This window comes from Trinickia dinghuensis (genome assembly GCF_003367175.1).
GTDB lineage: Bacteria > Pseudomonadota > Gammaproteobacteria > Burkholderiales > Burkholderiaceae > Trinickia > Trinickia dinghuensis.
Map to the genome: position 1 here is coordinate 214,261 of NZ_QRGA01000009.1, position 25,107 is coordinate 239,367.

The 25,107-nt window shown below is 65.2% G+C and carries 18 protein-coding genes; 10 read left to right on the top strand and 8 right to left on the bottom strand.

From position 1 onward, the window contains the following. The first annotated feature begins 49 nt into the window (after window positions 1-49). The gene (locus tag DWV00_RS17375; RefSeq protein ID WP_115534839.1) at window positions 50-1,030 is read left to right on the top strand and encodes a HEAT repeat domain-containing protein; all 981 of its coding nucleotides are present in this window, start codon (window positions 50-52) and stop codon (window positions 1,028-1,030) included. Here the strand turns inward: DWV00_RS17375 and DWV00_RS17380 are convergent. Together DWV00_RS17380 and DWV00_RS17385 are read right to left on the bottom strand one after the other, a co-directional pair. Beyond that, entirely contained in the window at window positions 1,025-3,364 is a 2,340-nt protein-coding gene (locus DWV00_RS17380; RefSeq protein ID WP_281272635.1) for a sensor histidine kinase, read from the bottom strand. The genes DWV00_RS17375 and DWV00_RS17380 overlap by 6 nt on opposite strands. Then, window positions 3,351-4,160 carry a response regulator transcription factor gene (locus DWV00_RS17385; RefSeq protein WP_115534841.1) on the bottom strand — a complete coding sequence of 270 codons (810 nt, stop codon included), beginning with the start codon at window positions 4,158-4,160 and terminating at the stop codon, window positions 3,351-3,353. The genes DWV00_RS17380 and DWV00_RS17385 overlap by 14 nt, the downstream gene beginning before the upstream one ends. A 216-nt stretch (window positions 4,161-4,376) precedes the next feature. Between DWV00_RS17385 and DWV00_RS17390 the strand changes: the two genes are divergently transcribed. Beyond that, a complete protein-coding gene (locus tag DWV00_RS17390; RefSeq protein WP_115534842.1) occupies window positions 4,377-4,628 on the top strand; it encodes a hypothetical protein in 252 nt (83 codons plus the stop codon). Between the two features lie 70 nt (window positions 4,629-4,698). Here the strand turns inward: DWV00_RS17390 and DWV00_RS17395 are convergent, their stop codons facing one another. The 4 genes from DWV00_RS17395 to DWV00_RS17410 all read right to left on the bottom strand — a co-directional run bounded on the left by DWV00_RS17395 (window position 4,699) and on the right by DWV00_RS17410 (window position 10,872). Further along, window positions 4,699-6,684, bottom strand: coding sequence for a heavy metal translocating P-type ATPase (locus DWV00_RS17395; protein WP_115534843.1), 1,986 nt, complete (start codon window positions 6,682-6,684; stop codon window positions 4,699-4,701). Further along, entirely contained in the window at window positions 6,681-7,793 is a 1,113-nt protein-coding gene (locus tag DWV00_RS17400) for an SPFH domain-containing protein (RefSeq protein WP_115534844.1), read from the bottom strand. Before DWV00_RS17400 ends, DWV00_RS17395 begins: the two co-directional genes overlap by 4 nt. After that, complete coding sequence (gene hflC, locus DWV00_RS17405; RefSeq protein ID WP_115534845.1) at window positions 7,790-8,884, bottom strand: protease modulator HflC; 1,095 nt, start codon at window positions 8,882-8,884, stop codon at window positions 7,790-7,792. The genes DWV00_RS17400 and hflC overlap by 4 nt, the downstream gene beginning before the upstream one ends. An 86-nt stretch (window positions 8,885-8,970) precedes the next feature. Further along, window positions 8,971-10,872 carry a protease modulator HflK gene (locus DWV00_RS17410; protein WP_115534846.1) on the bottom strand — a complete coding sequence of 634 codons (1,902 nt, stop codon included), beginning with the start codon at window positions 10,870-10,872 and terminating at the stop codon, window positions 8,971-8,973. Window positions 10,873-11,205: 333 nt separating this feature from the next. Here DWV00_RS17410 and DWV00_RS17415 point away from each other — a divergent pair, with 333 nt between their 5' ends. Both DWV00_RS17415 and DWV00_RS17420 read left to right on the top strand, forming a co-directional pair. Further along, window positions 11,206-13,383: a TonB-dependent receptor gene (locus DWV00_RS17415; RefSeq protein WP_115534847.1), complete on the top strand. Its 2,178-nt coding sequence runs from the start codon at window positions 11,206-11,208 to the stop codon at window positions 13,381-13,383. Between the two features lie 158 nt (window positions 13,384-13,541). Next, on the top strand, window positions 13,542-14,246 hold the full coding sequence (locus tag DWV00_RS17420; protein ID WP_115534986.1) for a glutathione S-transferase N-terminal domain-containing protein: 705 nt from the start codon (window positions 13,542-13,544) through the stop codon (window positions 14,244-14,246). A gap of 125 nt (window positions 14,247-14,371) precedes the next feature. On the opposite strand, the gene DWV00_RS17425 is transcribed toward DWV00_RS17420, so the two are convergent. Continuing rightward, window positions 14,372-14,617 (bottom strand): hypothetical protein, encoded by a 246-nt coding sequence (locus DWV00_RS17425; protein ID WP_115534848.1) that lies wholly within the window; start codon window positions 14,615-14,617, stop codon window positions 14,372-14,374. 225 nt (window positions 14,618-14,842) lie between these two features. Here DWV00_RS17425 and DWV00_RS17430 point away from each other — a divergent pair, with 225 nt between their 5' ends. Continuing rightward, a complete protein-coding gene (locus tag DWV00_RS17430; protein WP_181885500.1) occupies window positions 14,843-15,112 on the top strand; it encodes a hypothetical protein in 270 nt (89 codons plus the stop codon). A gap of 17 nt (window positions 15,113-15,129) precedes the next feature. Here DWV00_RS17430 and prpR read toward each other — a convergent pair whose 3' ends face one another. Further along, the gene (gene prpR, locus DWV00_RS17435; RefSeq protein WP_181885501.1) at window positions 15,130-17,115 is read right to left on the bottom strand and encodes a propionate catabolism operon regulatory protein PrpR; all 1,986 of its coding nucleotides are present in this window, start codon (window positions 17,113-17,115) and stop codon (window positions 15,130-15,132) included. Window positions 17,116-17,354: 239 nt separating this feature from the next. Between prpR and prpB the strand changes: the two genes are divergently transcribed. From prpB to prpF, 5 genes are all read left to right on the top strand, one after another. Continuing rightward, the gene (gene prpB, locus DWV00_RS17440; protein WP_115534850.1) at window positions 17,355-18,227 is read left to right on the top strand and encodes a methylisocitrate lyase; all 873 of its coding nucleotides are present in this window, start codon (window positions 17,355-17,357) and stop codon (window positions 18,225-18,227) included. 38 nt (window positions 18,228-18,265) lie between these two features. Beyond that, on the top strand, window positions 18,266-19,432 hold the full coding sequence (prpC, locus tag DWV00_RS17445; protein WP_115534851.1) for a bifunctional 2-methylcitrate synthase/citrate synthase: 1,167 nt from the start codon (window positions 18,266-18,268) through the stop codon (window positions 19,430-19,432). Between the two features lie 85 nt (window positions 19,433-19,517). Further along, window positions 19,518-21,161 (top strand): acyl-CoA synthetase, encoded by a 1,644-nt coding sequence (locus DWV00_RS17450; protein WP_115534852.1) that lies wholly within the window; start codon window positions 19,518-19,520, stop codon window positions 21,159-21,161. Window positions 21,162-21,234: 73 nt separating this feature from the next. Further along, window positions 21,235-23,829, top strand: a complete 2,595-nt coding sequence (gene acnD / locus DWV00_RS17455) for a Fe/S-dependent 2-methylisocitrate dehydratase AcnD (protein ID WP_115534853.1) — start codon at window positions 21,235-21,237, stop codon at window positions 23,827-23,829. A 46-nt stretch (window positions 23,830-23,875) separates the two neighbouring features. Next, window positions 23,876-25,057: a 2-methylaconitate cis-trans isomerase PrpF gene (gene prpF / locus DWV00_RS17460; RefSeq protein WP_115534854.1), complete on the top strand. Its 1,182-nt coding sequence runs from the start codon at window positions 23,876-23,878 to the stop codon at window positions 25,055-25,057. Window positions 25,058-25,107: the final 50 nt, after the last annotated feature.

Sequence of the window (25,107 nt, forward strand, 5' to 3'; positions counted from 1 at the left end):
GCCGCCGGCCGCCCCGCCGATCGCCGCCCTTTCGACGAATGGACAAACCATGACTCTTTCGCTTGTGACTTCCAAGCCGCCCGAGCCCGATGACACCCTCAACCGCCTTGCCGACGCCGACCCCAACGTTCGACGCGTCGCGATTCTAGCGTTGGCCGATCTAGGCGATCCCGATTTCGTACCGTCGTTCATCGCCGCCTTGCGCGCAGACGCCTCGCCCGGCGTCCGCGAGCAAGCCGCGCAAGTGCTCGCCGAATGGGAACAAGACGATGTCGTGGAGTCGCTGTGCGCGGCACTGAACGATGCCGACGAAGCGGTTCGCGATGCCGCCGCGCAGAGCTTGTCCGAGCTGAAGGATCCGCGCTCGGCCCACGTATTGCTTCCGTGGGCCGAGCGGCCCGAGCCGTTCGTTCGCGAAGCCGTGCTGCGCGGCTTGCGCGAGTTGCGCTGCCCCGACGCATTCGCCGTGGCAAGCCGCGCATTGAGCGACGATGCCCCGGCCGTGCGGCTGGAAGCGATCGCCGTCCTCGGCTGGTTGAAAGACCCGCGAGCCCTGCCGCTGCTGGCCGCGCGATCGGCTTCGGATCCCGATGCCGAGGTGCGGCGCGCATCCGCCGGCGCGCTAGGCTTCGCTTCCGCCGCCGACGGCACCGTCATCACCGCGCTACTGACGGCGTTGTCCGACGGCGCATGGCAAGTGCGCGAGCAAGCCGCCGCCACGCTGGGCAAGCTCCGCGCGGGCCAGTCGGGCGAGCCGCTCGTCGCCGCGCTCGACGATCCGTACTGGCAGGTTCGCTTGCGAGCCGTCCGAGCGTTGGGTCAACTGCGCTACACGCACGCCGCCGCCGCCATCGCCGCCTTGCTGCGGCATTCGATCAGCAATCTGCGCAAGGAAGCGGCGCTCGCGCTCGGCGAACTCGGCGTGCGGGCTACGCTCCCGGCCTTGCAGGCCGCATCGCAAGACGGCGATCCCGACGTGCGCAAAGCCGCGCGAATCGCGATTGCGCAGATCGAAGAGGCAACGTCATGAAGCGGGCCGCGGTGTAGGCGTCGCCGCATCGATCCGGGCGAGCGCCTCGATACCGGTGAAGTCCAACGCTTCGAGGCAACCCCGCAGTTCAGCCATGAAAGCGGCGTAAACCGGCTCGACCTCGCTCATGCGGGCTATCCATCGCTCGATGTCGGTCATACGCCCCTCTTTCGCGAGGCCGGCCAACTCCCGGCGATCGTGCTCGGGCGGCGCGCCGTGTTCGTGCCGGTGCCGGCGCCGCCCAGGCCGGTTGCCGGATCCCAACGACCAATAGGGCACCCTGTCCGCCACACGAGCGCCGACAGCCGCCACGGCGGGCACGTCGATCTCGAACGAAAACACGGTGCCCTGGCCTAACTCGCTCGAGACGTTCAGCTCGCCACCCATGGCATCGACGATGCGTTGAGCGATGACGAGCCCGAGCCCCGTCGCGCCGTTCGCCGCCTGCATCTTCTGAAGCACCGAGGACGTATTCGATCGGCGGTCGATTTCAATGCCGATGCCGGTATCCGCGACTTCGAAGCCCATGCGCCATCGGCCGTCCCGCTCTCTCGCGCGCACCGTCATCATGACAACGCCGTCGCGTGTGAACTTCGACGCGTTCGACAAAAGATTGAGCAGCACTTGCTGCAAGCGCCGGCCGTCGATCGTCAACCGACTAGGCAGCGAGGTCAGCGCCTGGTAGAAGAACTGGTTGTTCAACTGGGCACAGAGCGCGGTCGAATACTCGGCGATGTCGTTTAACAGTGCGGGCAGATCGGTCGCGGACGGCGATATTTCCAGTGGCCGCAGTTCGGTTTTCGCGTACCCGACCAATTCGTCGATCAGGCTGAGCTGATAGTTCACGCTGCGCTCGATCGCCAGGATCAGCGCCCCCTGCTTCGAATCAGCGTCGCCCTGCAACAGTTTGACGTAGCTTGAAATCGTGGCCAGCGGCGCGCGCAGATCGTGACTGACATAACCGAGCGTTTCGATCTTCTGCCGATTCTTTTCCTGTGCATCGAGCAGGGCATCGTTCAGCGCCAGCGTGCGCCGTGCGACTTCGTCCCGCAATCGCTGCTGCTCGCTGCTTTGCTGCTCGACCAGTTCTTCCCGGGCCTCCTGCCGCTGCTTTCCGACATGGTTGATCCATGCGGCTAGCACGACGAGATGCGTCGCTAGCCCAGTGACCGCGACGATCGGGTTCGGGTGGATATCGGAATTGAGCCAAGCCGGGCCGACATCCAGCAGCCCAAGCGTTTCGAGCACATGCAATCCGAAGTTGAATAGCCCGAAGCTGACTGCGACGAGCATCAGCCGGGCAGTCGGCGTGGCCTGCCGCGAGAGCACGGCCGCGATGCACACTTCGACGACGCCGAACACGCCGTTGACGTACAGGCTGGCTTGGCCGAAGAAATACAGGCTCCCGAACGCGGCACCCGTTGCCGAAATCGCCTCCAAGACGGCAAAGCCGAAGAGGATGCGGCGCGCCGGCAGATTGGCCCTTTCGCCGGCGGCAATGCGCAAGATGAATACGAGGAACAGCATCATGCCGACGCAACCGAACACCGGAATGCTGCGCGTGCTCCATTCGACTGCATGCGGCCAAAAATAGAGCCTCGTATAGCCGCGAAGCGAGGCCTCGTACAATGCGATCATGATGCAAACCGCCGCCAGCGCGAGGAACGACGTGCTCCGCGAAAAGTAGGCGATGAGCAACGCGCTCCAGCCGAGCGCCAAGATGCCGCCGATCAAACCGGCGCCCCACAGCGCGGCTCGCTCCTCCAACGCATCATAGCCGGCCAGTAAATACAGCTTCGGCTGAAGCATGAGCCCCGTATCGCCCGCTTCGCGAATCAAGATCGAAACCTGCTCGCCGGGACTCAAGGTAAACCGCGCCAGCGGGTAGCGGTGCAGCGGCGATCGAGACGTCGATGTCGGCGTGGAATCGATGTCGTCATGCTTCCAACGGCCATCGCGTTCGAAGTAGAAATCCACGTACTCCAGCCGCGGTTCGGGCAACGCGAGAACGAGCGACGTTTCCGCCGTGCCGCGATTGCGCACCACCGCGCGCAACCACCACGCCGACCTTGTGAAACCGGGCTTCGGTCCATCTCCCTGAACCGGCCGAAACCCGCCCGGACTGCCGGCCGGGAGAGCGAGGATGTTATCGAGCTTCATCCGCCCGGACGTGTCTTCGAAAGCCTGGACTTGCTCCAATACAGGAGCAGGCAGCATCGCCTGCCCGGACGTATCGAGACCGACGGCGAATACGCGCGTGGCCCACCCACCCAGGCAAAGCAAGAGCAGCAGCAGCCGCGCCAGCGCCGGCATCGCACGGTTAGGTCGGATCAAGACTCGGCTCGTCGGTATCGGGCGAGCCATGCGCCGGCCCTTCGTCGCGGTAGGTGGACGGAGTAACGCCGAATCGCTCGCGAAACGCCGTGGCGAAATTCGCCGCGCTCGAAAAGCCGATCTCTTCGGCGATGTTCGCGATGCTCAGTTGTGTGCCGGTCAGCAGCCGTTGCGCGATCCCCAAGCGTTCGCTGCGCACATATTCGAAGACCGTCTGGCCCAAATTCTCACGGAACGCCTGAGACAACCGCTTTTCGTTGGTGCCGACGAGGCGGGCCAGTTGTTCCACCGTCGGCGGAGCGCTCAGCCGCTCCGACAAATGCCGGATGGCGGCCCGCACGATGACCTTGTCGCCGCTCGCGTCCGATATCGGCTCATCGGCTTGCCCATCCTTATTGCGGCCCGCCCGCGCAAGATGCACACGAATCCGCGCCAGTACCTCGGCGGGCTCGAACGGCTTCAAGACATAGTCGACGCCGCCGATGTCGAGCCCCTCGAGGCGCTCGTCCAGGCCGTGGGCCGCGGTCAGAAAAATGATCGGAATCGCGCGGGTGCCCGGGGTTTCGGCAAGCAGCCGACACGCAGCGAAACCATCCATGCGCGGCATCCGGACGTCCATCAATATCAGGTCGGGAGCGATCGCCAGTGCACGCTGGTAGGCCTGCGATCCGTCGAAAGCAATGCTGATCCGGCATCCGGCGCCGCGCAGGATGTCGATCAACAGGCGCAGCTGATCGGGCTGGTCGTCGACAACGAGGATGTGCGCATCCGTCAGGATGGAGCGGCTGTTCAACATGTGGGCTCTGGGCGGTCGGACGCCGTATTTTAAAAGTTTTTCCCTCCAGCAAACGATTTTGCCGCTCCATCAAAAGCGAATCTGTCCTAGGCATCGCCACAATGCGGCCGGGCGTCGAAAAAGCCGTTTATCAACGGAGGCTCCGATCGGCCAACGTCGATCATCGATTGTCGAATAGACGCCGGACCAGGCATCGAACATTCGAAAGAGGAAGTAATGGACAACGGCCGTCGCAGGCCCGTACCGGCCGAGGCACCAGCGGCACCCGCGCACGTCCTGCCCGGGCGGTGCGGATCGCGGCAGGCGAATGCCGTGGGCCGATCGCGCCGGTGCTCGTTCAGATCGTTGCCGATCGTCATGGCGGCGCTCATGCTCGTGCCGATCGCGCCGGCGGACGCAAACTTTGCCTACGCCTCCGTCAAGCCAGCCGCCGTTGCGACGCCCATGGCAGCCGCGGTGCGCGGATGAAGCGCGCCGCACGAACCGCGGAGATCGCTGAGATCTCTTGGCCCGAATCGACTCGTCCTCGCCGCTACGGTTAAAGCGCCCCCGCCGCTGCGTCATCGCTGCGTCGGCGCTGCGGACGCTCGTCGATCCGCAACAAGCGCCCCGCGTTGGCGATGACGATGAACGTCCCGAGGTTGTGAAGCAGTGCGACGGTCACGGCCCCCATGAGACCGAGCGCGGCCATGGCAATGACGGCGACCGTCCATCCGAGCCCGATCGCCGCGTTGATCGTCGCCGTGCGCCGGCATCGGCGCCCGAGCCGAACGCACGTCGCGATGCGGCGCAGGTCGTCGCCGAGCAGGACGATATCGGCCGAGGCGACCGCCACGTCGATACCGCGCTCGCCCATCGCAATGCTCGTGGTGCCGGCCTTGATCGCGAGCAAGTCGTTCAGGCCGTCGCCGACGACGAGCGGATGCCGCCCGGCCTTCATTTCGTCGATGACGAACTCCAGCTTCTCGTGCGGCAGCGCTTCGGCCACCACGGTGTCGATACCGATGCGTTCGGCCAGCGCATGCGCGACCGGGGCGCGATCGCCCGTGAGCAATGCATGACGCCGCAGCCCAAGGCCGCGCAAATCGTCGAGTGCGTCATGCGCCTCGGGCCGCAGGACGTCGGCGAACTCGAACCACGCGACGAGTTGCCCGTTCAACGCGAGGCCCACGCACGGGCCGTCCGCACGAGTCTCCGGCTGGGGCAACCCCGGGACGTATTCGGCCAGCAGCGCATGACGGCCGAGCACGGCTGCGCCGTTCGGCGTCTGAGCCATCACGCCGAGCCCACGCAGTTCCTGCATGCCGTCGAACGGCGTCTTGTCCGCTTGCCGCGGATCGAGTTCGGCGGCATAGCGAACGAGCGCGCGGCTGACGGGATGGGCACTGCCCTCCCCAAGACGAGCGGCGATATCGACGGCATCGGGCAGTGTGAATCCGGGTTGCAGGACGACATCGGCAACGTGCAGTTCGCCGTACGTCAGGGTGCCTGTCTTGTCGAGCACGACGGAGTCGATCTCGGCGAGCTTGTCGAGAAATACCGCGCTCCTGAACAAAATCCCATGCCGCGCGCCTACCGCGATACCCGCGATCGCCGTCGCGGGCGCGGCGAGGACGAGCGCGCACGGACACGCCGCGACGATCACGGCCAACATCGCCGCCGCATTCGACGACGTGAACCAGACAATCGCGGCAATCAGCAGCACGAGCGCGAGATAGCCGCCCATATAACGCTCGAGCACCTGCGTGACCGGCGGTTTGGCGCGCTCGGCCCGCTGCATCAGCTCGATGATCTTGCCGAGCGTCGATTGCTTGCCGACTTGGGTGAGCTCGATGCGCAGCGGTCCATCGAGATTCATCGCTCCGCCGAATACCGCGCTGCCGTGTTCGACCTCGACGGGAACCGACTCGCCCGTAATCGGGCCATTGTCGACGCTCGAGCGGCCCAAGCGCACGACCCCGTCGGCGGGAATCCGGGCGCCGGGTACGACTTCGACGACGTCGCCGGCCCCGAGACTATCGAATGCGACTTCCTCGACATGCCCGGCAGCGCTCACGCGGCGCACTCGCGTCTGCGTCAGCCTTCCGAGCGCGCGAATCGCTTCTTGCGATCCCAGCACGCTGCGCTCCTCGAGCGCATGGCCGAGCGTCATGACGACCGGCAGCAGCGCGGCCGTGACCATGTCTCCGGTCGCCCACGCTGCGAGCATCGCCAATGCGATCAAGCGGTCGGTCACGCCGTGCAGGCTAGGCCGCCGCAAACTGTGCCAGGCACCCGCGAACACGGGGCCGGCCACGAGCAGCGAAGCCGCGCCGGCCAGCAGTTCGGACAGCGGCTCGCCGTCCTTCGCCAAATACCGCCACGCCATCGACAGCGCGAGCAGACCGGCTGCGGCCAGCGCCAACGCGATCTGCCGCGTCACTGACCTCCGTTCGCCTTCGGTCAGCGCGATCGGCACGGATTGCGCGGATTGCCTGTGCTCGGCCGCGACTGCACCGAGGCCGGCGCGATCGATACTGCTCATCTGGCGTTCCCCGGCAAGATCAAGTTCGACGTATCGTGCGGATCGACGGTCGTCACGTGCACCTTCGAGAGGATCTGCTGCATGCGGTCGCGATAAAGGCGCGCCATGAGCCCCGGATCGCTCCCCGCTTGCGCGGCCTGTTCCAGCTGCGCGATCGCCGCGGTGCTGGAGCGCGCTTGCGCCACGCGCTCGACCGCGCTCGCTTGGGCATTCGCGAGAATGGTGTCGGCGTGCTGCTGGCCTTCCTGACGATGCTGCTCCGCGAACGTGCGCGCTTCGGCCACATTGCGTTCCGCCTGCTGCAGCGACGTCAGCACGGCCGTAAACGCGCCGACGGCAGCCGCCGGAAACGCGGCTTGCAAATCCACCCGCACGACCTCGACGCCAAGACCCGCATGCTCGCGCTCGAGCGCGTCCAAATGCCGTTCGATCTCATGCGCGACGTCCGTGCGAAGCTGATCGCGCTCGAGTGCCATCCTCTGCTCGGAGACGCGCTGCTCGGGCCGCGCCACCAGGATCGAATCGATGTCGCGCGCGGCCGCAACTTGCAGGGCCGAGGCCGAGACGATCCGCTCGAGCGCCGCGTCGAGCCTGTCCTTTTGCAGCACATAGGCGTACGGATCGACGACGCGGTAATAGAGCGTCGCATTCAATTGAACGACACCGTCGTCGCCCGTCAACATGTAGCCCGATCCGGCCAACGCATCGGGCAGCAACGCCTCGGGCATCTGAGCCCCTTCCGGGGGCGCCTCGTCAGCAGGCTGCGCCGCCCCGGTCCCCGCCGCCGCGCCCGATGCGCCGGCGTCCGCCGCGCTCGCGCGCGCGTCGCGTTGCAGCGAGCGAATCGGCAGGCTCAAGACATGCGCGCTGCCCGGCACCATCACGACCGTCTCGAACGGACGCGGCCAGGCGATCAACAGCCCGGCGTCCTGCTTGCGCACGAAGGCGCCGAAGCGCATCACGACGGCGCGGCCGTCCGCCGGAATCCGCCGCACGTTCGAAAACGCCCATGCGCCCGCCGCCACTACGGCAACGGCCACGACGAACCAGAACGACACGCGGACGGCTTGTCCGCCGGGACCGAGCGAGGAAGAGGCGTCCCGGCTCATGGCGCGCGCTTGCCTCGTTTCGGCGCCGCCGCTTCAGCCGACGCGGCGGGCACGGCGGCATCCAGACCGGCCGGCCCGTGGACCAAGGCGCTGAACGGCGCGGCATCGGTGCGCACGATCAGATTCGTATTCGAATTGACGACCGAATCCAGCGTGTCGAGCGACCGCAGCATCGTATATAGGCGAGGATCGGCCGCGTAGGCCTTGCCGTATATCGCGGCGGCATCCTTGCGCGACTGCGCCTCGATATCGGCAGCCTTGACTGTCGCGTCGGCCACCGTCTCGCGCGCCTCGCGATCGGCGTCGGAACGAATTTGCGCCGCCTCGCGCTTGCCGTCCGCCATCCGTTGCGCCGCCACCGTTTCGCGTTCGGCGCTCATGCGCTGCACCGTGGCCGCAAGCGTCACGGCAGGCAGCGTCAGCCGCTCGAGGCCGACCTGCACCACCTGCACGCCATACGCCGCGCGCAGTTGCGCACCGATCTGGCGGCGCAGCGTTTCCTCGAACGCCGAGATCCGCACCTGTCCCGGATCGGTATTGACGAGCGAAGCGAGATCGAAACCCGCCGACGTCGTCTGCAATGCCGAGCCGAGCAGCGAGCGAATCTGCCGCGCCGCCTCGTCGGGCTCGTTGCGCACGGCGCGCACGAAACGGCCCACGTCGCCGGGATCGCCGCCGACGCGCCAGGCCACGTAGGCCTGCACGATGATCCGCGAACCGTCGCGCGTCCCGACGTCCTGCAAGCCGCTCGACGTCGTGTGCAGACGCAGATCGACCGGCATCGCCGCTTCGATCGGTGCCGGCAGCCGCCAGGCGAGGCCGGGATCGAGCAGCACGCGTACGGGCTGGCCGAAGCGCGTCACGACCATCGCTTCGCCCGAGCGTACTTGGACGAGGCTCGCCACGGCTGCCGCGACCACCACGCATAGGACCGCCAATGCGATGCGCAAGGCGAAACGGCGTTGCCGATGCGGACCGTCGGGAAGCGAGTGCGAATCGCCCTCGTGATCATGACCGTGATCATGTCCGCTGTGATCATGCCCACCGTGACCATGGTCGTGACCGTGCGCATGCGAATGAAAGAGACTCACCGTGTCACCTTAAAACGATTCGACGAAACGCCGCGGACGAACACGAAGCGAAGTCATGGGGCACCCGTCGAATCTCAATTCGAACCTCAATGATTGGGCTGCGCGACGCCGGCGAGATCGCCGGCCGGATAGGCGCGCAGATCGAGCGTGGCGCGATTGCCTTGCGCGAGCCGATCGTCGATGACGGTCAACCGCGCATCGTGAAGACCGCCCACCAGCTTGCGCAGGTAATACTCGAACGCATAAGCGGGACCGCCGAGCTGCGAGGCGCCGACGTCAGCGTCGAAGTCCGTTTGCTGCGCGCGTGCGCGGGCCAGCGTCTCGGCCGCATCGCCCTGCGCTTGCGCGACGTCGTCCGTGGCGCGCTCCCGCGCATCGCCCAGTTCGGTCGCGGCGTAGGCCCGTGCTTGCGCCACGCTGGCCTGCGCGCGCACTTGGGCGGCCTGAACCCCGTGATAGGCAGCGGCGGCACCGGCCGGCGGATGAATGCTTTCGACCACCACGGCCACCACTTCGATGCCCGCGCCGAGCCGATCGAGCTGCCGCTGGACGTTGGCCCGCACGACATCGGCGATCGCCGTCTGGCGCGTTTCGAGCAGCGATGCGAGCGTGTGCGACGCGAGATAGTGAACGACCTCGCGGTTCGCGATCGAGCGGACCAAGCCCTCGGCGTCGGTCGCTCGATAAAGCGCGGCGCGCGCGTCGGCATCGGACGCGCCGATGCGGTAGTCGAGCCGAACATCGGCGCTGACGATCTGAAAGTTCTGCTGATCGCCGCTGGCACCGGCGATGACCTGCGTCGTCTCCCACGGATGCGCGACGTCCCAGAGCCGATTCAACGCGTCGGGAGCCGAATCGTCGGCATGGACCGACGGCGAAGCAACGCTGCTGTTGTCCGCGCCGCCCGAAACGATCAGTTGATGCACCGTGCCGTTATCGACGAGCCGCACCTTGCCGAAGGGCCAGGGCAAGCCGATGTGGGCCCCCGGTTGCCAGACGGCGGCCGGCTCGCCGAACCGTTCGTAGACTGCGCGCTGGTCGGGCGAGAGGAAGGACACGGAGGTCAGCAGCCAGCCGACGATGACGATCGAAACGAGCGCCGCCGGCAGCAATCGTGCGACGCTGCGCAGCACCCAGTTTTGCCGCAGATCGATGCCGTATTGCTGGCGCACCACGTTGCCGAGCGCGGCGAACGGCGAAGGCCGCCACCGGACAACGCTCGCGATCGCACTGGCCGGCACACGTGTCATGCTCGCGCGGCTCGCGAGCGGCAGGAAGAAGAGCACGGCCGCGCGCAGGGCGAATTCGAGCGCGATGGCCGCGGTAAGCCCCGCCGCGACGCGCAGCGGCCAATTCGGCGCCGAGCCCGCGTAGGCGAGCCATGCACTCGAGGCAGCGGCCGCGAGCGTCACGACCAGCACCACGCGGAACATCCGTGCCAACGAGGCGAGCACCGGCGAGCGCTCGGCCTGCCCATGGCATGTGCGCTCCGCGACGAGCGTGACGAAGGCGATGACGAGCAAGACGGCACAGTTGGCAATCGGCACCGCCGGCGAGATCAGTGCACGGATCAGCGTGGCCGGCGGCAGCGCCAGCCACGCCGCCGCCGTGGCGGCGAGCGCGGCGCAGGCGCTGACGAGCGCGCCCCACGGCTGCCAGGAGATCGAGCGCAGCGCGACGAAGAATGCCGTCGACCCATGTTGCCGCCGCGACGCACGCCAGGCGGTGCGAGCCAGCAGGCCGAAGCTCGCGGTCCGCGCGCGCACGGCGCGATCCTGCCCGGACAGCCGTGCTCCATTGGCGACGATGAACAGATCGAGCCATGCGCTAGCGAGCGGCGCGTACCAGCGCACGTCGAGCGGCAGCGCCCACACGAAGCTCAGGAGGACGAACAACGCGCCGAGGCCGGCTGCGATGGCCGCCGTCCACGCGAGGCTTCGCGTTTCGTCGCCGGTCGATTCGGTGCTGCGCCCTGCCAGGAACGACATCGAACGCCCTCTCGGTACTTGGAGATTATTTGGAAATACAACCCCTAGGCCCCCGCGGCACCTAGGGGTGCTGAATGTAGCTTGCCGGGCGCCGAAACTCAAGGCCGGCAACCGCCGAGGTCACAGCGCCTTGCGCGCACGAAAAGATACGTTATATCATTGCATCCACTTAGCGCCCTTCAAACCGTAGGCCGCTTCAGGCGTTGAAAATGATACGTTATATCGTATCTCATTCGATGCCGCCGTCCGCGCCTGTCATGGCTAGCCCTTCAGCCCCGCATGCGCGCCCTCGTGCAATGCCGCGTTTCGCCGGCATCCTCGCCGCCAACAAAAATGAATCGTCTGGTCCGCCCTGCCCAAGCCTTGTTGCTCATGCCGATACTCGGTACGCCGCTCGCCGTCCGCGCCGACGAGGCGAATTCCACCCGTGCGGCCGTCGTCGCCGCGCAAGCGGCATCCGAGCCGGCGGCCGCTCCCGACGCCGAAAAGAACGACGTCAGCATGCCTACCGTCACCGTGCGCGCGCGGCGTCTCGACCAGGCGCGCAACGCGTTGTCGCCCGACGTCGGGAGCAGCGTCTACCGAATCTCGCAAGCGGACATCGAAGCCATGCCGAAAGGAGCGGATACCCCGCTCAATCAGGTCTTGCTGCAGGCGCCCGGCGTGGCCGACGATTCGTTCGGGCAATTGCACGTGCGCGGGGAGCACGCAAACCTGCAGTACCGGCTCGACGGCATCGTCATCCCCGAGGCGATCAGCGGGTTCGGCCAATCGTTCGATACCCGCATCGTCGACCGAGTCAATCTCGTCACGGGCGCGCTGCCGGCCCAGTATGGCTATCGCACGTCCGGTGTCGTCGACATTCGCACGCAATCAGGCGACACCGGCAACGGCGGCACGATCGACGTCTATGGCGGCAGCCACCAGACGCTACAGACGAGCGCCGACGTATTCGGCTCGAGCGGCCCCTTGAGCTATTACTTTGCCGGAACCCTCGGCGAGAACAATCTCGGCATCGAGGCGCCGACGTCCGACGGCAGTCCGCTGCACGATCACACGCGGCAAGGCAACGCGTTCGGCTATTTGTCTTATCTGCTCAATCCGCTGACGCGCGTGGCCGTGATGTTCGGTACGGCGGCCAATCAGTTCGAGATTCCCAACACGCCGGGCCTACCCGGGGTTTATACCTTGAACGGCACCTCGTCGTTCAATTCCGCCGATCTGAACGAGACCCAATCCGAACTCACGAATTTCGCGGCGATCGCCCTGCAAGGCACCAACGGCGCAGCACTCGACTACCAGGTCGCCTTCTTCACCCGCTATACGCGCACGCAGTTCAATCCCGATCCGGCGGGCGACCTGATCTTCAATGGCGTGGCATCGAACGACTTTCACAGCAACCAGGCCCAGGGCATCCAAGCCGACGCGACCTACCGGCTGAACGACAAACATACGTTGCGCGCCGGCATCATGCTGCAAGAGGAACACGCCGTGTTCGACAACAGCGTCGCGGTATTTCCAGCCGATGCGTCAGGCAACCCGCTATCCGACGTGCCGTTCACGATCGACGATTCGAGCAGCAAAACGGGCTACCTCTACAGCCTGTACGCGCAGGACGAATGGAAGATCGCCGACAAGGTGACGGTGAACTACGGCTTGCGGTTCGACCGCATGGACGAGTACGTGCAAGCCGGCCAGGTGAGCCCGCGCATCGGCATCGTCTATCGGCCGACCAATGCGACGACGATCCATGCCGGTTACGCCCGCTACTTCACGCCGCCGCCCTTCGAGCTCGTCTCCAACGAGACGGTCGGGCTATTCAACGGCACGACGAATCAAAGCCCGACGCAACAAAACGACCCAGTCAAGCCGGAGCGCAGCCACTACTTCGACATCGGCGTTTCCCAGCGCGTCACGTCCGATCTGACGCTGGGCCTCGATGCCTACTACAAGCGGTCGACGGATCTGCTCGATGAAGGACAGTTCGGCACCGCCCTGATCTTCTCGCCGTTCAACTACGCCACGGGCCGGCAATACGGCCTCGAGTTCACGGCGAGCTACAAGCACGAGAACGCGTCCGCCTATTTGAACGTGGCCTACAGCCGTGCTCAAGGCAAGGACATCGACTCGGCGCAAATCAACTTCACGCCCGGCGAACTGGCCTACATCGCCAACAGTTGGGTCTACCTCGATCACGACCAGCGCGTCACGGCATCGTTCGGCGGCTCGTATGCGCTGGGGCGCACCACGCTTTCGGCCGACGCGATCGTCGGCAGCGGCCTGCGCAGCGGATTCGCCAACACCGATCGCATGCCCTGGTACATGCAGATGGACTTCAGCGTCATCGAACACCTGAACGAACCGTACGTCGGAAAGGTCGACGCGCGCCTCACGCTCGTCAATGCGTTCGGCAGAGTCTATGAACTGCGCGACGGCTCGGGAATCGGCGTCGGCGCGCCGCAATACGGGCCGCAGCGTGCGATTTACGCGGGTATCACGAAGCATTTTTGACGAACGGCGCGATCTCGCTCTTGCTGCCGGTGGACGTGGCCACGCTCGCCGCCGCCGACGGGTAAAATCCGGTTCGGACTCGCATTCATCCTCGGGGGTGCGCCGAAACATCGATCGATGCCATGACGGAACAGCGCCCCGTTTTTCAAGGACAACGCATGAACGATCTCTCTACGTTTCCCATTACGCGCAAATGGCCGGCAGAGCACCGCGACCGCATCCAGCTTTACTCGCTTCCCACGCCGAACGGCGTCAAAGTGTCGATCATGCTCGAGGAGGCCGGGTTGGCGTACGAGCCGCACCTCGTGCGCTTCGATACGAACGATCAGATGTCGCCCGAGTTTCGCTCCCTGAATCCGAACAACAAGATCCCGGCGATCATCGACCCGAACGGTCCGGGCGGAAAACCCCTTGCACTGTTCGAATCGGGCGCGATTCTGATTTACTTGGCCGACAAGAGCCGCAAGCTCATGCCGCTCGACGAAGCGGCCCGCTACGAAACCATTCAGTGGCTGATGTTCCAGATGGGCGGCGTCGGCCCGATGTTCGGGCAAGTCGGGTTCTTCAATAAGTTCGCGGGCAAGGACTACGAAGACAAGCGTCCTCGCGATCGCTACGTGGCGGAAGCACGGCGCTTGCTGGGCGTGCTCGACGGCCGGCTCTGCGAACGGCAGTGGATCATGGGCGAGCACTATACGATCGCCGATATCGCCACGTTCCCGTGGATTCGCAATCTTGTTGGGTTTTACGAGGCGGGAGAATTGGTCGGCTTTGGCGACTTCCCGCACGTGAAGCGCGCACTCGATGTCTTTCTGGCAAGGCCCGCGGTGATTCGCGGTCTCGACATCCCTAGCCGGGGGTGAGTGCGGCGGTGCGAGCGCGGCTCGCACCTCGTTCTCGGCATGCCGGCATTGGCCGGCATCCAATCATGACGCGATCACCGAGCGATCACCGAGCGATCATTGCGCGATCGCTCGCGGCTTGCGGCTTACTGCGCCTGCGCTTGCTCGGCCCGAAGCTTCGCCGCCTTCTTCTCCTGTGCCTTTTTCTTAGCCAGGTGGTGCCCGACGAGGCATCCGCCGACGGCACCGGCAACCGCATGATGCCCCGCGTAGTGACCGGCCACGCCGCCGACGACGGCGCCGCTCATGCAGCCTACGGCATTCGCCGTTCCGGTCGTTCCGAGCGCGAGCAGTGCGGACAGCAGAAGAACAAACTTACGATTCGATTTCATTGTGACACCTTGTGTTGAGTCGCAAGATTATTGGGGGCGTGACTCGCGATTTCAAGCTAGAACAAACGAGGTGTCATCGATGCAGCGGCGGCGGTCGAATTTTCCACTCTGTTCGCCAATCGTATGTCAATAGAGTAGCAACCCTGTTGACTGAAAACGATTTTAATTCCTCAATTCCCGGGCACCCTGGCAGAATTAGTAGTATTGGTTTCACGCGGAGCTGCCATGTCCCCCCTCGCCCTCAAGCTGACTCGCCCGATGGTTCATGACGAAGCAATTTGGTTTGCCGCCTATGAATTCGGATGGGGATACCGGGCGTTCGAATTGTCCGCCGACGTTGCACAACGCGAACTCGGCGCGGTCGATACCAGCGCGCGGCAGCTGACGCTGGCGTTCGAGTTGGGCCGCCAGCGCATCGCCGGTGCGATTGCGCCGATGATGTCCGGGTACGAGGGCAAGCGTATTTCCCTGAGGGCGGGCGATCTCCGCTCGTAGCGAATTGCTGTCGACGTTCAACGCACCGCGTTGAGCTTGCGCCATAACGTCGTCTTGCTGATGCCCAGCGCCCGGCAGGCTGCATCGCGATCGCCATCGCACGCCGCGAGCGCGGCGCGAATCTGATCGGCTTCGACGTGCCGGCTGCGCTCGCGCAGCGTTTTCGCATCCGCGCGAGCGCTCTGCCCATTCGCATTGACATCGCTCGCGAACAATTCCGGCGCGATCGTGCGCATCGTTTCCACATCGAGCGGGGCAACGTTGCCGTCGGAGGTGTCGTCATCGGCCAATTCAACGACGATCCGCTCGATCACGTTCTGTAACTCGCGCACGTTGCCAGGCCACGCATAGCCGCGCAGCACATCCTCGACGCCAGCGAGCACGTTTTCCCCCACCTCGCTGCCGCGGATGCGCGTCGTCAGACGCGGCTCTCGCCGCACGGCCTGCATGAAGAGCGCGACGCCCAGCGGCATCATGTCTTCGGCCCGCTCTCTGAGCGGCGGCAGCGCCATGCTCAAAATGTTCAAGCGATAGTAGAGATCGGCACGAAACGTCCCGCCCGCGATCCGCTCGGTCAACGCACCGTGTGTCGCCGCGACCACGCGAATATCGACACGGGTCGGCTCCGTCGAACCGAGCCGCACGACCTCTCGCTCTTGCAGCACGCGCAACAAACGGCTTTGCAGCGGCAGCGGCATCTCGCCGATTTCGTCCAGAAACAACGTGCCTCGGTGAGCCGCTTCGATCAGCCCGGCCTTGCCGCCTTTGCGCGCGCCGGTAAACGCGCCCTCTTCATAGCCGAACAGTTCGCTTTCCAGCAACGCCTCGGGAAACGCACCGCAATTGATGGCGACGAACGGAAATTCGCGCCTAGCGCTAAGCCGGTGAATGCTCTGCGCCACCATCTCCTTGCCGGTGCCGCTCTCGCCGAGCACGAGCACGGTCGCATCGGATTTGGCGTAGCGCCTCACAAGCGTCTTCACCCGCTGCATCGACGCGCTCTCGCCCACCAAATCGTCGAGCCGGTAGCGCGCCGAGAATTGATGCGTCAACTGCTTCGATCGCAGCGTCCGATCGAGACGCTCGACCGCGCGCGACTCCTGAAACGTCAGCACGACGCCGTCTTCCCCGCTGTCGCCGACGAGCGGGCCGCGATGCACGAGATAGCTGACGCCGCGTATCGTGGCGAGCATATCGCCGTCGGCATCGGGAAGCGTCCGCGCAAGGCCGGGCACTAGATCCGTCAGCGGCCGGCCCACGGCGCGGGCTGCATCGATACCGAGCGCATCGGCGAGCCGGCGGTTGATGGCTTCGACGCGGCCGTTCGCATCGAGCGCGACGACGCCGTCGCGCAGATGCTGCAGCAGATTGTCGATGTGCCGACGACGCTTCGCCTCGACGCGCGTGGCCTGAGCCAAATCCATGGCCGTCTCGAAGCCGCGCCGGATCGAAGCATGCGAATAGAGGAACACCGTATCGATCCCCGCCGCCGCCGCCAAGTCGGCGATGAGGCCGGGGCCGACGATCGCGCCGACCCCAAGCTCGCGCAAACGGTGCACGCAAGCGTCGGCATCCTCGGCCGAGCGATACGACGCGAACACGACATCGAGCCCATAAGCCGAAACGAAATCGCGCACCTCCGGCGGCGTCTCCCCCGGCGTCACGAGCGCCACTTGTCGCTCGCCGTGCTTGCGCGCCCGTGCCAGCGACTGCATGACGTCGAAGCCGGTCGGATTGATCTGCACGACCGGCACCGACAGGCGCGTTTTCAAGTACGCGGCATTGGATCCGCCCGCGACGATCACGTCCGGACGCCTCGCCCCGGCCGTCTCGACCTCGTGCACCGCATCGTCGTAAGCACGCGCGATCACGCGCAGGTCGGCGCGCTCGTCGTATTCGCCCGCGATCTCGAACAAGAGATCGCGCAGGCGGCTGATGCCGAAGGCCCAGATCCGCGGAAGCGGGGACACGGCGAATGAATGATCGGAAGGAAGACGGCTCACGGAGCAAACTCGTTCGTTGAACAGCGCGGATATCACGCAGGCACGCGCAGCCGGTATTATGCTCGCGTTATTTCCACTATGAAACACGTGATTTCATTTTTGAAATAGCATGAACGGCCGGACTCGGCGGCACCCTCGTAGAATCAAGCAGTTACGCCCCATAGAGCCACCTGGTCCGCACCTTGCTCTATGGGTTCACCTTTCTTGGAGCCAACGTGGAAACAGGTCATCAGCAACCCATGCGTGCCGGCGCGGCTTTCCGCGCGGCCGTCGCGAACGAACAGCCGCTGCAGGTCGTCGGCGCGATCACCGCTTACGCCGCGAAGATGGCGCAAGCCACCGGCTTCAAAGCCGTCTACTTGTCGGGCGGCGGCGTCGCCGCCAATTCGCTCGGCATTCCCGATCTCGGCATCAGCACGATGGAAGACGTGCTGATCGATGCCCGCCGCATCACCGACGCCTGCTCGCTGCCGCTGCTCGTCGATATCGACACCGGCTGGGGCGGCGCCTTCAACATCGCCCGCACGATTCGCTCGTTCATCAAGGCCGGCGTGGCCGCCGTGCACCTCGAGGATCAAGTCGGACAAAAGCGCTGCGGACATCGTCCCGGCAAGGAATGCGTGCCGAAGGAAGAGATGGTCGATCGCGTGAAGGCGGCCGTCGACGCGCGCACGGACGAATCGTTCGTGATCATGGCGCGCACCGATGCAGCAGCCTCCGAGGGCATCGACGCGGCGATCGAGCGCGCCGTCGCCTATGTCGAAGCCGGTGCGGACATGATCTTCCCGGAAGCGATGCGCACGCTCGACGATTACCGCAAGTTCAAAGCCGCCGTCAAAGTACCGATTCTGGCGAACCTCACGGAATTCGGATCGACGCCGTTTTTCACGACCGACGAGTTGAAGACGGCCAACGTCGATATTGCGCTGTACTGCTGCGGCGCCTACCGTGCGATGAACGCGGCGGCGCTCAACTTCTACGAGACGGTGCGCCGCGACGGCACCCAGAAAGCGGCCGTGCCGACGATGCAGACGCGCGAGGATCTCTACAAGTATCTCGGCTATCACGCGTACGAGGAAAAGCTCGACGCGCTGTTCGCCGCCAACAAGTAATCGTTCGATTTTCGAATCTCGAAGCTGGAGACAACACCATGAGTGAAGCAGTGAAGGAAGCGCCGGCCGCCGGCACGTTCAAGCCGAAGAAATCGGTCGCGCTTTCAGGCGTCACCGCCGGCAACACGGCGTTGTGCACGGTCGGCCGCACCGGCAACGACTTGCACTACCGCGGCTACGACATCCTCGATGTCGCCACCACCTGCGAGTTCGAGGAGATCGCCTACCTGCTCGTGCACGAAAAGCTGCCGACCACCGCCGAGCTCGCCGCCTACAAAAAGAAGCTCAAGGCACTGCGCGGTTTGCCCGCCAACGTGAAGGCCGCCCTCGAGTGGGTGCCGGCCTCGGCACACCCGATGGACGTGATGCGCACGGGCGTGTCCGTGCTCGGCACGGTGCTGCCGGAGAAGGACGATCACAGCATCGCCGGCGCGCGCGACATCGCCGACCGCCTGATGGCCTCGCTCGGTTCTATGCTGCTCTACTGGTACCACTACTCGCACAACGGCCGCCGCATCGAGGTGGAAACGGACGACGACTCGATCGGCGGCCATTTCCTGCATCTGCTGCACGGCAAGACGCCGTCGAAGTCGTGGGTCGAAGCGATGCACACGTCGCTGATCCTCTATGCCGAGCACGAGTTCAACGCTTCGACGTTCACGGGCCGCGTCATCGCCGGCACGGGTTCGGACATCTACTCGGCCGTCACGGGCGCCATCGGCGCGCTGCGCGGCCCGAAGCACGGCGGCGCGAACGAAGCGGCGTTCGAGATTCAGACGCGCTACACGACGCCCGACGAAGCCGAAGCCGACATTCGCCGCCGCGTGGAAAACAAGGAAGTCGTAATCGGCTTCGGCCATCCCGTCTACACGATTTCCGACCCGCGCAACAAGGTCATCAAGGAAGTCGCGCGCAAGCTCTCGAAGGAAACCGACGACATGCGCCTGTTCAACATCGCCGAGCGGCTCGAATCGGTGATGTGGGACGCGAAGAAGATGTTCCCGAATCTGGACTGGTTCAGCGCCGTGTCCTATCACATGATGGGGGTGCCCACCGCGATGTTCACGCCGCTGTTCGTCATTTCGCGGATGTCGGGCTGGAGCGCGCACATCATCGAGCAGCGCATCGACAATAAGATCATCCGTCCGAGCGCCAATTACACGGGACCGGAGGACTTGAAGTTCGTGCCGATCGGCAAACGCTGATCGGAGGAGCGGGCCCACGCCGAGAGGATGGGGTGGGCCCGTCGTCGCGGTATCGAACGGCTGGAACGAGGTGGGGAGACACACCATGAGCACACAGATGTACGAAGCGGGCCTGGAGAAAAACGCCGCCAATTTCGCTGCGCTCACGCCGTTGACGTTCATCGAGCGGGCTGCAAGCGTCTACCCGACGCGCCTCGCGGTCGTGCACGGCGACATTCGCCGGACCTGGCAGGAAACGTACGCCCGCACGCGCCGCCTCGCATCGGCGCTGGCCGCGCGCGGCATCAAGCAAGGCGACACGGTAGCCGTCATGCTGCCGAATACGCCGGCCATGGTGGAAGCGCATTTCGGCGTCCCCATGATCGGCGCCGTGCTCAATGCGCTCAACACGCGCCTCGATGCCGCCACTCTCGCCTTCATGCTCAATCACGGCGAAGCCAAAGCCGTGCTCGTCGATCGCGAGTTCTCCGAAGTCATGCGCGCGGTGCTGCCCTCGGTCGAGCGCCCGATCCTAGTCGTCGATGTCGACGATGCGCTCTACGCCGGCCCCGGCGAGCGGATCGGCGAAATCGAATACGAGGCGCTGCTTGCAAGCGGCAACCCCGAGTTCGAATGGCAACCGCCGAGCGACGAATGGAGCGCCATCAGCCTGAACTACACGTCGGGAACGACGGGCAATCCGAAGGGCGTCGTCTATCACCATCGCGGCGCCCACACGGCCGCGATCAGCAACATCCTCGAATGGGACATGCCCAAGCATGCCGTCTATCTCTGGACGCTGCCGATGTTCCATTGCAACGGGTGGTGCTTCCCTTGGGCCGTGGCGGCGCGCGCGGGCGTCAACGTGTGCCTGCGCAAGGTCGACGCGAAGGCGATCTTCGATCTCATTCGCGCCGAGCACGTGACGCATTACTGCGGCGCGCCGATCGTGCATAACCTGCTCGTCAATGCCCCCGATGAGGTCAAGGCCGGCATCGCGCATCGAGTCAACGCGATGGTGGCCGGCGCCGCGCCGCCCGCCGCGCTGATCGAAAGTCTCGAACGCCTCGGCTTCGAGTTGACGCATGTGTACGGGCTGACGGAAGTGTACGGACCGGCCTCGGTCTGCCCTCAGCAAGAGCAATGGCGGACCCTCGACATCGGCGAGCGTGCCCGCCTCAATGCGCGCCAAGGCGTGCGCTATCACTTGCAGGACGGATGCGCCGTACTCGATCCCGACACGATGATGCCCGTGGCGCTGGACGGCGAAACGATCGGCGAAGTCATGTTCCGCGGCAACATCACGATGAAGGGCTACCTGAAGAACCCGAGCGCCACCGAAGACGCCTTCCGCGGCGGCTGGTTTCACACGGGGGATCTCGGCGTGGCCTACCCCGACGGCTACGTGCGCATCAAGGACCGCAGCAAGGACATCATCATCTCGGGCGGCGAGAACATCTCCAGCATCGAGATCGAGGACGTCCTGTACCGGCATCCGGCCGTGATGGCGGTGGCCGTCGTCGCCAAACCCGATCCGCGCTGGGGCGAAACCCCGTGCGCATTCGTCGAACTGAAGGCAGGCGCGGCCGTCACAGCGGCCGATCTGATCGCGCATTGCAAGGCGCATCTGGCCGGCTTCAAGGTGCCGCGCGCGATCGAATTCATCGACTTGCCGAAAACCGCGACGGGCAAGATCCAGAAGTTCGAACTGCGCAAATTGGCCCAATCCGTTTCCGCGATCGACGTATGACCGTCGTTCGCATTCCTAAACATTTTCCAGCCCTGCGGTTCGCCTGGGCCGGCCCTCGCTCGACGCATGCAATATGAACACTGAATACCGCAAAGCTCTGCCCGGCACCGGGCTCGACTATTTCGACGCACGCGCAGCCGTGGAAGCGATCGAGAAAGGTTCGTACGACACCCTGCCCTACACGTCGCGCGTGCATGCTGAAAACCTCGTACGCCGCTGCGAGCCGTCGCTTTTGACCGATGCGCTCAAGCAGCTGATCGAGCGCAAGCGCGATCTCGACTTCCCGTGGTTCCCCGCGCGCGTGGTCTGCCACGACATTCTCGGCCAGACGGCCTTCGTCGATCTCGCCGGGCTGCGCGACGCCATTGCCGACGCCGGCGGCGATCCCTCGCTCGTCAATCCCGTCGTGCCGACGCAGCTCGTCGTCGACCACTCGCTCGCCGTCGAATGCGGCGGCTTCGACAAGGATGCGTTCGAGAAGAATCGCGCGATCGAGGATCGGCGCAACGAAGACCGCTTCCATTTCATCGACTGGACGAAGAAGGCGTTCAAGAACGTCGACGTCATCCCGCCGGGCAACGGCATCCTGCACCAGATCAATCTGGAGCGCATGAGCCCCGTCGTGCAGGTGCAGGGCGGCGTCGCGTTCCCGGACACGCTGGTGGGCACCGACTCGCACACGCCGATGGTCGACGCGCTCGGCGTCATCGCCGTGGGCGTCGGCGGCCTCGAGGCCGAAAGCGTCATGCTCGGCCGCGCCTCGTGGATGCGCCTGCCCGACATCGTCGGCGTCGAGCTGACGGGCGAGCGGCAGCCCGGCATCACGGCCACCGACATCGTGCTTGCACTGACCGAGTTCCTGCGCAAGGAAAAGGTCGTTTCGGCCTACCTTGAATTCTTTGGCGAAGGCGCGTCGCGTCTTACCCTCGGCGATCGAGCGACGATCTCGAACATGGCGCCCGAATTCGGCGCCACGGCCGCGATGTTCTATATCGACGAGCAGACGATCCGCTACCTGAAGCTCACGGGCCGCGACGACAAGCTCGTCGCGCTCGTCGAAACGTACGCGAAGGAGGCCGGCCTCTGGGCCGATTCGCTGGCGCACGCGCAATACGAGCGCGTGCTGCGCTTCGATCTGTCGAGCGTCACGCGCAACATCGCGGGCCCGTCGAACCCGCACCGGCGCGTGCCGACGGCCGAACTCGCCGCGCGCGGCATCAGCGGCAAGGTCGAAAACGAGCCGGGGAAAATGCCCGACGGCGCCGTCATCATCGCGGCGATTACGAGCTGTACCAATACGAACAATCCGCGCAATATGATCGCGGCCGGCTTGCTCGCGCGCAACGCCAATCGGCTGGGGCTCGTGCGCAAGCCGTGGGTCAAGAGTTCGCTCGCCCCGGGATCGAAGGCCGTGACGCTCTACCTCGAGGCCGCCGGTCTCATGCCCGAACTCGAGCAGCTCGGCTTCGGTGTCGTCGCCTATGCGTGCACGTCGTGCAACGGGATGTCGGGTGCGCTCGACCCGGTGATCCAAAAGGAAATCGTCGATCGCGATCTCTATGCGACGGCCGTGTTGTCCGGCAACCGCAATTTCGACGGACGCATCCACCCGTACGCGAAGCAGGCGTTTCTTGCCTCCCCGCCGCTCGTCGTTGCCTACGCGCTCGCCGGGACGATCCGCTTCGACATCGAGAAAGATGTACTCGGCGTCGATGCCGCCGGCAAGCCGATTCTGCTGAAGGACCTGTGGCCGTCGGACGACGAAATCGATGCCGTGGCCGCTTCGAGCGTGAAGCCCGAGCAGTTCCGGCGCGTCTATGAGCCGATGTTCGCCCTCGCCGCGCAGCAGAGCGAACGGGCCGATCCGCTCTACGATTGGCGCCCCCAAAGCACCTACATCCGCCGCCCGCCCTATTGGGAAGGCGCGCTGGCCGGCGAACGCACGCTCAAGGGCATGCGTGCGCTGGCCGTGCTCGGCGACAACATCACGACCGACCACATCTCGCCGTCGAACGCGATCATGCGCGCGAGCGCGGCCGGCGAGTACCTCGAAAAAATGGGCCTGCCCGAGGAAGATTTCAACTCGTACGCGACGCACCGCGGCGATCACCTGACCGCACAGCGCGCAACGTTCGCCAATCCGACGTTGAAGAACGAGATGGTGCTCGAGAACGGCCAGGTGAAGGCCGGCTCGCTCGCCCGCGTCGAACCCGAGGGCAAAGTCACGCGGATGTGGGAAGCCATCGAAACCTACATGGAACGCAAGCAGCCGCTCATCATCGTGGCCGGCGCCGATTACGGCCAAGGTTCGTCGCGCGACTGGGCGGCGAAGGGCGTGCGCCTCGCGGGCGTCGAAGCGATCGTGGCAGAAGGATTCGAGCGCATTCACCGCACGAATCTCGTCGGCATGGGCGTGCTTCCGCTCGAATTCAAACCCGGCACGAATCGCGAGACGCTCGGCATCGACGGCACCGAAACGTTCGATGTGATCGGCGAGCGCACGCCGCGCGCCGATCTCACGCTCTTCATCGAACGCAAGAACGGCGAACGCCTGACCGTGCCGGTCACGTGCCGGCTCGATACGGCCGAGGAAGTCTCGATCTACGAAGCGGGCGGCGTGCTGCAGCGCTTTGCGCAAGATTTCCTGGAATCTTCCGCGGCGGCATAAGGCACGAAGCAACAAGCAAGAAACAAGAGTCAAGGACACCTAACGAATGACGCACTCCCCTCAAATCAAGGTGCCCGCCATCTATATGCGCGGCGGCACGAGCAAAGGCGTGTTTTTCCGGCTGCAGGACTTGCCTGAAGCCGCGCAAGTGCCCGGCGCCGCGCGCGACGCGCTGCTCATGCGTGTGATCGGCAGCCCCGACCCGTACGGCAAGCAGATCGACGGCATGGGCGGCGCCACGTCGAGCACGAGCAAGACGGTGATCATTTCGAAGAGCACGCGGCCCGATCACGACGTCGACTATCTGTTCGGGCAAGTGGCGATCGACAAGGCGTTCGTCGACTGGAGCGGCAACTGCGGCAATCTCTCCGCCGCCGTGGGCCCGTTCGCGATCTCGAACGGCTTGGTGGCCCCCGATCGCATCCCCGCCGACGGCATCGCCATCGTGCGCATCTGGCAAGCCAACATCGGCAAGACGATCGTCGCGCATGTGCCGATGACGGGCGGCGCCGTGCAGGAAACGGGCGACTTCGAACTCGACGGCGTCACGTTTCCGGCCGCGGAAGTCGCGCTCGAGTTCATGGACCCGGCGGCCGACGAAGACGGCGCGGGCGGCGCGATGTTCCCGACGGGCCGTCTCGTCGACGATCTCGAGGTGCCCGGCGTCGGTACGCTGAAGGCGACGATGATCAACGCCGGCATCCCGACGATCTTCGTCGAGGCGGAAGCGATCGGCTACAAGGGCACGGAACTGCAAGACGCGATCAACGGCGACGAAAAAGCGCTGTCGATGTTCGAGACCATTCGCGCGTACGGTGCACTGCGCATGGGCCTGATCGAGCGCATCGAAGACATCGCGAAGCGGCAGCATACGCCGAAGGTCGCCTTCGTCGCGAAGCCGGCCGATTACGTTGCGTCGAGCGGCAAGACCGTGCGGGCGGGCGATGCCGATCTGCTCGTGCGCGCGATATCGATGGGCAAGCTTCATCACGCGATGATGGGCACGGCGGCCGTCGCGATCGGCACGGCGGCGGCGATTCCCGGAACGCTCGTCAATCTGGCGGCCGGCGGCGGCGAACGCGAAGCCGTGCGCTTCGGCCATCCGTCGGGAACGCTGCGCGTCGGCGCGCAGGCGGCGCTCGTCGACGGCCAATGGGTCGTCAAGAAAGCGCTGATGAGCCGCAGCGCACGCGTGTTGATGGAGGGATGGGTGCGCGTGCCGGGTTGATCGGTCGGCAGCGCAACGCTTGAAGCAAGACGACGCCGGCCTTTCTAAGC